At 70.9% G+C, this 12,635-nt stretch carries 12 protein-coding genes; 8 read left to right on the top strand and 4 right to left on the bottom strand.

Going from position 1 to position 12,635, the window contains the following annotated elements; all coding sequences use genetic code 11:
• Position 1: 1 nt before the first annotated feature.
• The 4 genes from ACYU7H_RS00640 to ACYU7H_RS00625 form a co-directional block, all read right to left on the bottom strand.
• Positions 2–742 (bottom strand): peptidase, encoded by a 741-nt coding sequence (locus ACYU7H_RS00640; protein ID WP_460811653.1) that lies wholly within the window; start codon positions 740–742, stop codon positions 2–4.
• A 72-nt stretch (positions 743–814) separates the two neighbouring features.
• Complete coding sequence (locus tag ACYU7H_RS00635) at positions 815–1,651, bottom strand: transglutaminase family protein (RefSeq protein ID WP_460811652.1); 837 nt, start codon at positions 1,649–1,651, stop codon at positions 815–817.
• A gap of 16 nt (positions 1,652–1,667) precedes the next feature.
• Positions 1,668–2,609 carry an alpha-E domain-containing protein gene (locus ACYU7H_RS00630; protein ID WP_460811650.1) on the bottom strand — a complete coding sequence of 314 codons (942 nt, stop codon included), beginning with the start codon at positions 2,607–2,609 and terminating at the stop codon, positions 1,668–1,670.
• Positions 2,609–4,003, bottom strand: a complete 1,395-nt coding sequence (locus ACYU7H_RS00625) for a circularly permuted type 2 ATP-grasp protein (RefSeq protein ID WP_460813014.1) — start codon at positions 4,001–4,003, stop codon at positions 2,609–2,611. The genes ACYU7H_RS00630 and ACYU7H_RS00625 overlap by 1 nt, the downstream gene beginning before the upstream one ends.
• 317 nt (positions 4,004–4,320) lie before the next feature.
• Between ACYU7H_RS00625 and ACYU7H_RS00620 the strand changes: the two genes are divergently transcribed.
• The 8 genes from ACYU7H_RS00620 (at position 4,321) to ACYU7H_RS00585 (ending at position 12,631) form a co-directional block, all read left to right on the top strand.
• Positions 4,321–4,548: a hypothetical protein gene (locus tag ACYU7H_RS00620; protein WP_460811649.1), complete on the top strand. Its 228-nt coding sequence runs from the start codon at positions 4,321–4,323 to the stop codon at positions 4,546–4,548.
• Between the two features lie 83 nt (positions 4,549–4,631).
• Positions 4,632–5,597, top strand: coding sequence for a glutaminase (locus tag ACYU7H_RS00615; protein ID WP_460811647.1), 966 nt, complete (start codon positions 4,632–4,634; stop codon positions 5,595–5,597).
• A 34-nt stretch (positions 5,598–5,631) separates the two neighbouring features.
• The gene (locus ACYU7H_RS00610) at positions 5,632–6,213 is read left to right on the top strand and encodes a glutathione S-transferase family protein (RefSeq protein WP_460811645.1); all 582 of its coding nucleotides are present in this window, start codon (positions 5,632–5,634) and stop codon (positions 6,211–6,213) included.
• A 276-nt stretch (positions 6,214–6,489) separates the two neighbouring features.
• Positions 6,490–8,916 carry an alpha/beta hydrolase family protein gene (locus ACYU7H_RS00605; protein WP_460811644.1) on the top strand — a complete coding sequence of 809 codons (2,427 nt, stop codon included), beginning with the start codon at positions 6,490–6,492 and terminating at the stop codon, positions 8,914–8,916.
• A gap of 99 nt (positions 8,917–9,015) precedes the next feature.
• Positions 9,016–9,516: a YciI family protein gene (locus ACYU7H_RS00600; RefSeq protein WP_460811642.1), complete on the top strand. Its 501-nt coding sequence runs from the start codon at positions 9,016–9,018 to the stop codon at positions 9,514–9,516.
• A gap of 134 nt (positions 9,517–9,650) precedes the next feature.
• Positions 9,651–11,618 (top strand): diguanylate cyclase, encoded by a 1,968-nt coding sequence (locus ACYU7H_RS00595; protein WP_460811640.1) that lies wholly within the window; start codon positions 9,651–9,653, stop codon positions 11,616–11,618.
• 55 nt (positions 11,619–11,673) lie between these two features.
• Positions 11,674–12,285 (top strand): DUF6445 family protein, encoded by a 612-nt coding sequence (locus ACYU7H_RS00590; protein WP_460811638.1) that lies wholly within the window; start codon positions 11,674–11,676, stop codon positions 12,283–12,285.
• A 79-nt stretch (positions 12,286–12,364) separates the two neighbouring features.
• A complete protein-coding gene (locus ACYU7H_RS00585) occupies positions 12,365–12,631 on the top strand; it encodes a DksA/TraR family C4-type zinc finger protein (RefSeq protein WP_460811636.1) in 267 nt (88 codons plus the stop codon).
• Positions 12,632–12,635: the final 4 nt, after the last annotated feature.

Raw genomic sequence — 12,635 nt, 5'->3', positions numbered from 1 at the left:
GTCAGTCCAGCCAGTCGGGTGCCGGGATCTCGCGGTGCGCGGCCTGGATCGCCGCGTTCCAGCGCGTGCGCAGGTCGCGGAAGTAGGCGTCGTCCTCGGTGATCCGGTGCGTGGTGAACCCGTCGATGCTGTCCTTGCGGTAGACCAGCAGGTCCAGCGGCAGGCCGACGCCGAGGTTGGAGCGCAGGGTCGAGTCCATCGAGATCAGCGCCAGCTTGATGCCGTCCACCAGCGAGGTGTCCGCGTCGATCGCGCGGTCCAGGATGGGCTTGCCGTACTTGTGGTCGCCGATCTGCAGGAACGGCGTGTCGACCGTGGCCTCGATGAAGTTGCCCGCGTCGTAGACCTGGAACAGGCGCATGGTGCGGTCGGCGAGCTGGCCGCCGAGCAGGATCGACACGTCGAACGACACGTTCTTCTCGCGCATCGCGTCGTCGTGGACGCGGTGCACCCGCCGGATGGCCTCGCCGACGAGCGCGGCGGCGCGGAACATCGTCGGGACGGTGTAGATGGTTTCGATCTCCCCCGTCTCCGGGTCGGGCAGGCCGTCCTGGATCAGGTTGATGACCGCCTGCGACAACGCCAGGCTGCCGGCGCTCATCGTCGCGATCATGCGTTCGCCGGGCACGTGGAAGCGGTGCAGTTTGGCGAAGCACGAGATGTTGTCCATGCCCGCGTTGGTGCGGGTGTCGGCCAGCATGACCAGCCCGTCTTCGAGCTGCAGGCCAACGCAATACGTCATCGGGGAGCCTCCTCGGGCACGCGTCGCGGCGCCGCGACCGGCGCGACGCACGGTGCATGATGCCTCAGCGCGTCACGCCTGCGACTGGCGGGACTGCTGGTGGTCGCGGGCCCCACGGTCTCCGATCCGCACCTCGACGTCCAGGGCTTCCGCCAGTCCTCCCTGGCGGACGCCACGGATCGGCGCCGCATCCCGGTAGTCGCGCCCGCAGGCGATGCGTACGTAGCGCGCGTCCGGCGACTGGCGATTGGCGGCGTCGAACCCGACCCAGCCGAGCGACTCGATCCACAGTTCGCACCAGGCATGGCTGGCAGCGGCCTCGGTGCCGGCCGGGCACAGGTAGCCGCTGACGTAGCGGGCCGGGAAGCCGACCGCGCGCGCCATCGCCGACAGGACGTGCGCATGGTCCTGGCACACGCCCTTGCGCGCCTCGAAAGCCTCGGCCGCAGGCGTCAGGGCATCCGTGGCATCGGGGATGTAGTCGACGCTGTCGCGCACGGCGGCGCTGAGGCGGTGCGCCGCCGCCAGGCCGTCGCGATGGTCCCCGGCCACCTCCCGGGCCAGGGCCGTCATCGCCCCGCTGGGCGCGGTGAGGTCGGTGCCATGCCGGTAGAAGGCCGGTGGCAGGGCGCGGTCGGCGCCGAAGACGCCATGCAGGTCGCGTGTGTCCACGCGCGCGTCGACTGTGACGTCCACCGTTTCCACCTTGCGGTCGACGGTGTGCGTTGCCACCCGGTTGCCGAATCCGTCGACCGACGTCGGTCGCAGGAGCCGCCCGTCGACCTCCACGCGCCAGTCGTCCGCATCCTGCGAGGGGCAGGGGGCGGGCCACACGCGCAACGCCTGCACGACCAGGCTCGCGGCATGGGCGTAGCGATACGTGGTCCGGTGGTGGATGTGCAGTCGCATGCAGTGGTCGATCGCGCTAGAAGAGGTGGCCTTCGGCGATCTCCGCGCCCAGCCGGTCGGTGCGCTCGATCAGGTCGGTCAGGTACTCGTGCAGCCCGCCCGAGATGACCTCGTCGACCTGCACGAATCGGAGGTCCGCGTTGAGCGCGTGCGCGCAGTGCAGCGCGCCGGAGGCGAGCCGCCGGTCCTGCGCGGCGACCGAATCCAGGTGCATGGTGATGTTCCGGTAGCAGAAGGCGAGGGAGCGCGGGAACTCCTCCCGGGCGATCAGCAGTTCCGCCACCCGGGCCGGTTCGACCTGCCCCTTGAACAGCACCCGGTACGCCCGGCGCGCGCCCACCACGCGCAGGATCGCGAGCCACTGGTAGTAGTCGACCACGCCGCCCACGTCGCTGACCTCCGGCAGCCGCACGTGGTACTTCACGTCCAGCAGCCGCGCCGTGTTGTCGGCGCGTTCGAGGAACTGCCCCAGGCGCGCGAAGTGGAAGCCGTCGCGCCGCAGCATGGCGTTGGCGCAGATGCCGTGGAACAGGCCGACGCGGGCCTTCACCCAGTCGAGGAAGTCGTCGCGCCGGTCAACGCCCAGGCCGCCGGCGCGCCAGCCGGACAGTTCCTGCCAGGTGCCGTTGACCGCCTCCCACATGTCCGCGGTCAGCGCGGTGCGCACGGCCCGCGCGTTGCGGCGGGCGACTTCCAGGCAGTTGGCGATCGACGCGGGGTTGTCCGGGTCGAAGGCGAGGTAGGCGACCACCCGGTCCTCGTCGGCGGTGTCGTGCCTTGCGAAATAGCCGTGGCTGCTGCCGGAGGCGATGATCGCCGACTCCCACTCGCTGCCCTGGCCCTCGTCCACGCGCACAGCGCTCATCTGGCCGGCGACCTGCAGCAGGCGCGCGACGTAGTCCGCCCGCTCCATGTAACGGGTCAGCCAGAACAGGTTGTCGGCCATCCGGGCGAGCATCAGGCCTCCAGCACCCAGGTGTCCTTGGTGCCGCCACCCTGGGACGAGTTCACGACCAGCGAGCCTTCCTGCAGCGCAACGCGGGTCAGGCCGCCGGGCACCACGCGGATCCGGTCCGCGCCGCACAGCACGAACGGCCGCAGGTCGACGTGGCGCGGCGCGATGCCCTGCTCGACGAAGGTCGGCACCGTGGACAGCGACAGCGTGGGCTGCGCGATGTAGTCCTGCGGGCGCCTGCGAAGCAGGCTGCGGAATTCCTCGAGCTGCTTCTTCGAGGCGTGCGGGCCGACGAGCATCCCGTAGCCGCCGGAGCCGTGCACCGCCTTGACCACGAGTTCGTCGAGATGGTCGAGCACGTACTTGAGGTCGCCGGGCTGGCTGCAGTCGTGGGTGGGCACGTTGTTGAGCAGCGGTTCCTCACCCAGGTAGAAGCGCACCATCTCCGGCACGTGGATGTACACGGCCTTGTCGTCGGCGATGCCCGTGCCGACGGCATTCGTCAGCGTCAGGTTGCCGGCGCGGCTGGCGTAGTGGACGCCGGGCACGCCGAGCATGGATTCGGGCCGGAACACCAGGGGGTCGAGGTAGTCGTCGTCGATCCGGCGGTAGATGACGTCCACGCGCTCGAGGCCGGCGGTCGTGCGCTGGTAGCAGACGTCGTCCACCACCACCAGGTCCGCGCCCTCGACCAGGTCGATGCCCATCTCGTCGGCCAGGAACGCGTGCTCGTAGTAGGCGCTGTTGTAGATGCCCGGTGTGAGCAGCGCCACGGTCGGCTCGCCCTTGCAGTTGGGCGGGGCCAGCGAGCGCAGCGTGGCGAGCAGCTCGTCCGGATAGTGGGCCACGGGCGCGACGTGGTTGCGCCGGAACAGGTCCGGGAACAGCCGCTGCATCACTTCCCGGTTCTCGACCATGTACGAGACGCCCGACGGGGTGCGGCAGTTGTCCTCGAGTACGTAGTACTCGTCCGGCCCGGTGCGGACCATGTCGATGCCGCAGACATGGGCGTACATGTCGCCGGGCGGCGCGTGCCCGGCCGCCTCGGGCCGGAACTCGGCGTTGCCCAGCACGAGGGACTCCGGGATGCGCCCCGCCCGGACGATCTCCCGGTCGTGGTAGACGTCGTGGATGAACGCATTGAGCGCACGGGCGCGCTGCTCCAGTCCGGTGCGCAGGCGCCGCCATTCGGCCTGCGCCAGCACCCGGGGGATGAAGTCGAACGGGATCAGCCGTTCCGGATCCCCGCCCTCGGTGTACACGGCGAAGGTGATGCCGATGCGGCGGAACAGGATCTCGGCCTCGCGGCGCTTCAGTTCGCGCTGGTCGTCCGGGAGCGTGCGGAGCCAGTCGTCCACCAGGGCGTAGGGCGCGCGGGCTTCGCCGGGCCACCCCATCTCGTCGAAGATGGGCGCATCGCCCTGGCCGTCGCGCGATCGCGGGGGCGTGGCGCGGCCGGCCACGGCATCCATGCTGGAGGGTGTGGATCCGCTCCCCATCCTTCTCCCTGCGGGTTCGGTTCGGGTGTCGGCGTTGCGCGCCGGTGCGATCGACGAGCGTCGGCCCGGGAGATTCGATCGGCGTGGCGCGGTGCGTGGGTCCAGTATGGCCGCGTGCGCGTAAGGCCTCGTTAACGCATCGCCTGCTTGCACGCTTGCACGTTGCCCCCGGACGGAGTGAACTCGCCGTCCCGACCGACCACGAGAGGTGTGCCATGGCGACGTTCCGAGCTCCAGCGCTGCTGCCCGGACTGGCCGCGGCCTGCCTGGTCGCCGGCTGCGCGACGCACGATCCCGGCTGGAGCGGCAGCGAGGCGGCGCCGCATGCCGCCGCGCGCGCGCAGTGCGAGGCGCACGCCGGTTCCGCGGACTCCGGGCCCGAGCGCGACACGCTGTTCGAGCAGTGCATGGCACGACACGGCTGGACGCGCGGCGACGACTAGCCGCGTCCGACGGCGGTCACCCGGGCGCCACGGGTGGCCGCGGATACTGCCGCTTCACCGAGCGAATGAAGGGGGATCCCCGCATGGCGGATGCGCTCCAGGAGCCGATCCAGAACCAGCACGACATCTCGCACCTCGACCTGCCCGACATCCTCGGCACGATCCACGAGGAAGTGAAGGGGCGACTGGGCGAGGGCAGCCAGGCGGACTACATCGATTCGCTGGCGGACGTGCCCCTGGACCGCTTCGGCATGGCGCTGGTGACCCTCGACGGCACCGTGCACGAGGTGGGCGATTCCCGGCAGCGGTTCTCGATCCAGTCGATCTCCAAGGTGCACACGCTCACGCTGGCGCTCGAGGCGGTGGGTGATGCGCTCTGGGACCGCGTGGACCGCGAGCCGTCGGGCGACCCGTTCAATTCGCTCATCCAGCTCGAGTACGAGAAGGGGATCCCCCGCAATCCGTTCATGAACGCCGGCGCGATCGTGGTGGCGGACGTGATCCTCTCCAACTGCGACGGCGCCGAGGACCGGTTGCTGGATTTCGTCCGCCGCCGATCGGGCAATGCCGACGTGGGCGCGGACGAGATCGTGCGCCGTTCCGAGCGCGAGAGCGGCCACCGCAACCTCGCGACCGCCAACTTCATCAAGAGCTTCGGCAACCTCGAGAACGACGTCGACGCCGTGCTCGACTTCTACTGGCTCCAGTGCTCGCTGTGCATGGACTGCGTGGACCTGGCGCGTAGCATGCAGTACCTCGCCGACCACGGTCGATGCGGCGTGTCGGGCGAGCGCGTGGTCAGCGCGGAACTCGCGACCCGGATCAACGCCCTGATGATGACCGCCGGGACCTATGACGCGGCGGGCGATTTCGCCTTCTACGTGGGCCTGCCGGCAAAGAGCGGCGTGGGCGGCGGGATCGTCGCGGTGGTCCCGCATGTCATGAGCCTGTGCGTGTACTACCCGGGGCTGGACGAGAAGGGCAATTCGCTGCTGGGCCGCTATGCGCTGCACCGGTTCGCGCGCCTGACGGGCCTGTCCGTGTTCTGATGCCGCGCCCGCCGGCGGGCGGGAAGGAAATCGCATGCAGCTGTACTACACGCCACGCTCGCACTTCTCGCGCAAGGTGAGGATCCTCGCCGCCGCGCTCGGACTGGATCTCGCCCCGGTCGACGCGGGCAACGTCGCCGACGCCGACCCGGCGGCCTTCGGGCCGAATCCGCTCATGCGCGTGCCCACGCTGGTGGACGGGGACACGGTCGTGTTCGATTCCGACCACATCGCGGCGCACCTGGTGCGCCGGCACGATCCCGGCGACCGCTATGGCGTGCTGGCGACGGCGCCCGCGATCCTCAATGCGCGGGCGGTGCTCAACGGCATCATGTCCACCGAGGTCGAACTCATCCTGGCCGCCCGCACGGGCATCGACACCGCCGCCCATCCGCGTTTCGCGAAGATGCGCCGTTCGATCGCCGCGGGGCTGGACTGGCTCGAATCGCAGGCGATGCTGCTGGATCCGGGCGACGACTACCTTGGCTTCCATCTCGTGTCGGCCTGGCAGCACCTCGCGTTCTACGGCGAGGTGCCGTTGCCCCGCGGGCGAATCGCCGACGCGGTCGACCGGATCGCCATGCTGCCGCACGTGTCGCGCTCGGCGCCCGCCTAGCGCGCCATCCCGCGACGGACACGGCGCCCTCGGGTGTTCAGGACAGTGAACGCCGTCGCATCCCGGGCTGGCCTGTTGCGCTGGAAAAAGGCCTGGTTCCCGGGCTTTTTTCGTTAGGCTCCCGATGCGGCATGGGGATGCCGCGCCCGGCCCGGCCGGGAAGTTCGGATCCGCAGTGGCATCACGGGGGACAGGGGAATGGCAGGAGGCTTCAGGCGCGCGGCATGCGCGCTCGTGTGTGTTCTCGGGGTCGTGGCCAGCACCGCCGCATGGGGGATGAGCGAAGTCGACCCGGGCGAGATCCCGAGGCTCGATCCGGACGAGGGCCTGCTCCTGCTGGCGGTGGACGCCAACATGGACGTGGACTCCGTCAAGGTCCGTCGCGTCGGCGGCATCTTCGGCACCGACAAGATCAACGACCTGCCCGAGGGCCGCAGTTTCCGGCTCTTCGTGGCCAAGGCCGGCGAGTACGCGTGGACCGAGCTGCGCCCTTTCCACGACCTCCGGTTCGACCTGCGCCGCGACGAGGACTTCGACTACGGGTTCCAGGTCCACGCCGGGACCATCTCCTACCCGGGTGACTTCGTCTTCCGCGCGGGCAAGCTCGAGGACGTCCGGTTCCAGCTCTCGAATCGCAGCCTGGGCGCGATCGACTGGCTGTCGAAATCGCATCCGGCGCTCTACGCGCGCCACGGCCTGGTGTATTCGGGCAGCGACCCGGATCCGTTCCCGGACTTCTACCGCGAACAGCTCGAGTCGACGACCGCGGGCGCGGGTGCGACGCCGCTGCGCGCCCCGCCGAAGCCCGGCCGGCTCCCGCTGTCCGTACGCGACCTCTGGAAGGAATCGCGCGTCGTGCAGGCCCGCATGAACCCGGCCGGAGACCTGATCGCGATCGAAGTACTGAAGGACGAGGACGACTGGGTGCTCGAACTGGTCGACCTCGAGGCCGGCACCGTGTCGGTGATCGCCCGCAGCGACATCGAGTTCGGTTGGGTGAGCTGGTCGGGCGACCGCACGCTGATCACGCCGTCGCTGGACCTGGGGGACCTGTCGATCGTGCGCATCGGCGAGCTCGGCACCAAGGGCCGCACCTTCGAGCGGCTCGACATCCCGCGCAGGGGCTGGGTCATCGACGGCCTCGACGACGAGCCGGGCCGCATCCTGTTCGGCTCCTGGGACTCGAGGGGCCAGCTGATGGTCCACCGGCTCGACATCTCCAGCCAGGCGGCGATCGACCGGTCCGGCTTCAAGTTCGCCGACCGCCTCAACACGTCCGTTTCGCGGGACATCGGCTGGTACACGGATGCCGCCGGCAACCTGCGGATGGGACTGGTGCGGCGGCCGATGAAGGATGCGGAGGGCGAGGAGGAGACCCGTACCGTCGTGATCCACGGCATCGACGGTCGCTTCAACGACGTGCTGGTGCTCGACAAGGACGAACCGATGCACCCGGTGGGCGTGTCGGCGGACGGCAACCGCATCTTCGCGCTCGCCGAGAAGGGCCGCTCGCAGAAGGACCTGGTCGAGATCGACCCGCGCACCGGGCAGGTCGCGCGCACCGTGTTCACCCGCGACGGCGTCGACGTCGTGGGTGCGCTGTTCGACGAGCGCCACGAGATCGCCGGCGTGCGCTACTACCAGGGCGGTCGCCTGGTGAGCGAATACTTCGATGCCGACCGCGATTCGCAGGCGGCCATGCTCCGGGCCGCCTTCCCGGGCATGAACGTGGTCGTCGCCGGCCGCAGCCGGGACAACCGCCAGTTGATGCTGTGGGTCGAGTCGGGCGACCAGCCCGCGCAGCTGTACCACCTCGACGTGGCCGCGCGGCGCGCGTCGCTGGTCGACGAGACGATGCCGTGGATCGACACCGCCAGGCTGGCGCCGACGCACCGGCTCGAGGTCGCCGCCGCCGACGGACTGCGCATCGAGGCGTTCCTGACGCTGCCTGCGGGCAAGGGCAAGCGGCCCCTCGTGGTGTATCCGCACGGGGGGCCGATCGGCATCAGCGACCGCGACCGCTTCGACCCGGGCGTGCAGTTCCTCGCGTCGCTCGGCTATGCCGTGCTGCGGGTGAACTTCCGCGGTTCGGAGGGCTACGGCCGGGCCTTCCAGGAGGCGGGACACAAGGAGTACGGCCGCGGCATCGAGGACGACATCGACGCCGCGATCCGGCATGCGATCGCCCACCACCCGCTCGACGACGCCCGCATGTGCACGCTGGGCAGCAGCTACGGCGGGTTCTCGTCGCTGGTCTCCGCGGTCCGCTGGCCGGATCGCTTCCGCTGCGTGGTATCCATCGCCGGCCCGAGCGATCGGATCCTGGCCTTCAGCGCGAGCGACTACGGCAGGAACGAGAAGCTGCGGCCCGTCATCCTCAGGGTCATGGGTGATCCGGCCACGGACCAGGCACGGATGCGCGCGAGTTCGCCGATCTATCGATACCGGGACCTGACCGCCCCCGTCATGCTCGTGCACGGGCGCGAGGACCTGCGCGTCGACTACGAGCACATGGCGCGGATGCATCGCATGCTCGCGCTCGACGGGCGGCCCCCGGTCGGTCTGGTGTTCGACGAGGAGGCGCATTCGTTCGAGGAGCTCGACAACCTCGAGACCCTCTGGCATGGCGTCGCGGGATTCCTCGCCGAGCACCTGGGCGCCGGTGCGGTCGCGTCGGGCGGGGCGTCGACCGCCGCGCCTTGACGGAACGGGGTCCGGACCCTGCCGGTCCGGCCCCCGGGGGGCTTCCGCGCCGGTGCCGTCCCGGCGCATGCTCGACGACCGACGGCCGGAGATCCGCGCATGCGTGCCCATGCTTCATTCACCGTTGGCCTGCTCCTCGCGATGGCATGGCTGTCGCCCGTCCCGGGGGCCGCAGGCGAACCCCGTCCCGCCCCGCTGGAGGCCACGCCCCCCGGCTACGACGCGGCGCTGGCCGAACGCGTCACGGCCGATGCGCACGGCATGCGCCGTTACGTCCTGGTGGTGTTGAAGTCCAGCGGGACGCCCGTTCCGGAGGGCGAGGCGCGCAAGGCGATGTTCGCGGGGCACTTCGCCAACATGGCGCGGCTGTCGGAGGCCGGCACGCTGGTCCTGGCAGGCCCCTTCATCGAGGATCCGGCAGGCTGGCGCGGGCTGTTCGTCCTGGCGGTGGCGGATGTCGCCGAGGCCGAGCGCATCGTCGCCACCGATCCGGTGGTCGCCCAGGGCGAGATGGTCGCCGAATACCACCCGTGGTATTCGTCCGCGACGTTGGCGCTGGTGCCGGAATGGCATGAAAAGGTGGCGCGCGAGTCGCCCTGAGGCGCACCGCGCGGACGACGGCAGGGAGGCAGGACATGGCGGAGACCGGTACCGACGGCAGCCAGGAAGGGACGCAACCGGCTCCCCCGGTCGGCGGTGGCCGGCTTCCGCCCGCCACCCGATGGTGGCGGCGCGTGCCCCTGCGACACCAGTTGCTGTATGCATTCGTGGTGCCCATGGCGATCGCCGTCATGTCGTCGATGTACGTGGCCGACGCGCTGCGCGTGCTCCGGCTCGGTGCCGACGCGACCGCCGAGGCGAGCGAGGCGGTGCGGCTGCGGCACGTCCTGCTCGGCACGATGCTCGAGGCCGAGTCCGCGTTCCGGGGCTACATGCTGACGGGGGACGACGGCGTGCTGCGTCCCTACGTGACCGCCCCGCGGGTCCTGGACAATGCAATGGCGCGCCTTGCCATCACGGAGTCCGGAGAGCCGGGGCACCTGTCCAGGTTGCGGGCGGTGCACGCCGAGTTCCTGCGTTGGCGCGGCACGTTCGCCGAACCCCTGGTCGCGCGACGGCTGGAAGCGCCACCCAGGGCGCCTGCCGAGCTGCGGACCCTGGCGATCGGGAGGACCGCGGACGCCGACGGCGACCGGGCACCGCTGCTGCGGGCCGTCGCGGCCCGGTTCCCCGAGGACAGTACGCGGCGTGCGCGCCTGCTGCGCGCGGCCGCCGCGCTGGAAGCGGGCACGCCCGGGGTGGCGACGGAGATCCTGGCGGTCGCGGCGGAGGTGGACGCCGACGACCAGGCGATCCGCGAGACGCTCGGTGGCGCGCGGGGACGGACGATGCTGGCCGAAGTGCGGTGGGCGGTGGACACGGCGCTCGAGGAGGAGATGGCGGAGCTGGCCGATCGCCACGCGGACGAACAGGTCCACGCCCAGAACGCGCGTTGGCTGGTGCTGCTGGCACCCATCTTCGCGGTGCTGATCGGGCTGGCGGTGACCTGGTTCCTGCTCTACGACGCACGTCGCGGCATCGAGGCGGTGGCCAAGGCGGCCACGCGTGTCGCCGCCGGCGACCTCGAGCGGCGCGCGCGCGTATTGCGGGACGACGAGATCGGCCAGCTCGCGGTCGCGTTCAACCGCATGGCCTCCGAGATCGCGGACCGCCGCCGGCGCAGCGAAGCGATCCAGCGCCACCAGGCACTGCTGGCGGAGTCGGATTCGCCGGAAGAGCTTTACCAGGTGGTGGAAAGCGCCTGCCGGTTGCTTTTCCCCCATGCCGCGGGCGCGATCTACCGGACCCGCGCGTCACGGACGCTTGCCGAGCGGGTCACGTCGTGGCGATGGCCCGAGGACTCGCCGGCGCAGATCGACCCGCAGCAGTGCCGCGCCCTGCGGTCCGGCCGCGCGATGTTCTATGACGGACTCGGGGACGACATCGCCTGTGCACACACGCTCGCGATCCAGCACCCGGTGCGCCGCAGCCTCTGCCTGCCCCTGGCGGCGCATGGCGAGATGCTCGGCATCCTCCAGCTCGCGCAGTTCGGGGAGGGGCCGCGGGGACCGATCTCCGATCGCGACCACGCCAGCGCCCGGCTCGTCGCCGAACAGCTCGGGATGGCGATCGCCAACCTCCAGCTGCGCGAGACCCTCCGCTACCAGTCGATCCGCGACGCGCTCACGGGGCTGCACAACCGGCGGTACCTCGAGGAGACCCTGGCGCGCGAGCTCGAGCGCAGCCTGCGCGGCGGCGAGCCACTGTCGCTGGCCGTCCTCGACGTGGACAACTTCAAGCAGTTCAACGACACCCATGGACACGCCGCCGGGGATCGCGCCCTCCGGACGGTCGCGACCGTGTTGTGCGAGGGCGTGCGGGGCGCCGACGTCGCCTGCCGGTTCGGTGGCGAGGAGTTCGTCCTGCTCCTGCCCGGGATGCCCGCCGACGTGGCCCTCGAGCGCGTCGACGCGTTGCGCGAAGCGTTGTCGCACCGGACGTCGGCGTCGCGCGAGGGCGGCGGCCCGCTGACGTTCTCCGCCGGGATCGCCGCCGCCCCGGCCAATGGCACCGACGCCGAGACGCTGCTCAGGAAGGCCGATGCCGCCATGTACCGCGCGAAGCAGGCGGGCAGGAACCGGGTGTTTCCCGCGGCGGGCTGATCACGACGCGCCGTCGTGCCTTGCCCGCGGCCAGCGGGGCCCGTAGGCTCCCGCCATGCCGACGTCCCTGGTCATCGTCGACGACTTCTTCGACGACGCCGCGCAGCTGCGCGAAGCCGCCCTCCGCCTGGACTACCCGGGCGGCGGCGACAACATGTTCCCGGGCCGCAATTCCGTGCAGCGGATCCAGCTGGAGGGGCTTGGCCAGCGGGTTTCCGAGCTCGTCGGCGAACCGGTCGTGCCGATGCCGCCGCCACAGGCGCACGGCAAGTGCCGGATCGCGCTTGCCGGCGACACGGGGCGCGCGAAGGTGCACGTCGATACCGCGCACTGGTCGGGCATCCTCTACCTGAGCCGCCCGGAGGACTGCCGCGGCGGGACCGAGTTCTTCCGCCACCTGCCCACGGGCACGGAGCGCGCACCGTTCGACGACCGCGAGGCGCAGGCGCATGGGTACCCGACGGCGAAGGAGATGGTGGCCCGCATCCTCGACCGCGACACGGTCGACGAGAGCAAGTGGGAAATGACCATGCGGGTGCCGATGCGCTTCAACCGGCTCATCCTGCTGCGGCCCTGGCTGTGGCACACCGCCGGCGAGGCGTTCGGTTCGTCGTTGCAGGACGGGCGGCTGGTCTACCTGATGTTCTTCGCGTCCGCGCGTCGCTGAGGCCGGCTGCACGCCCGGGTTCATGCCCTGCGTTCGCAGGGGCGCGATAATCGGCGCTCCGAACCACCGGAGACCCCACATGGCCACGGGTTGGGCCGGCGACGGCGCCGTGCAGGACCAGATCGACGCGACCGTGGAGGACGCGGTCAAGCGCGCACGCAGCCAGCTCAGCAAGGGGCCGGGGCGGTCTCGCTGCGAGGAGTGCGATGCGCCGATCCCGGAGGCCCGCCGGCGTGCCGTGCCGGGCGTCCGGCTGTGCGTGGCGTGCCAGGAACTGATCGACCGCGAGGCGGGCACGGGCGGCGGCGTCAATCGCCGCGGCAGCAAGGACAGCCAGCTGCGCTGAGGTG

The organism is Luteimonas pelagia, from assembly GCF_054776035.1.
The sequence above is the reverse complement of the archived record's forward strand: the minus strand, read 5'-3'. Positions and strand labels throughout refer to the sequence as shown.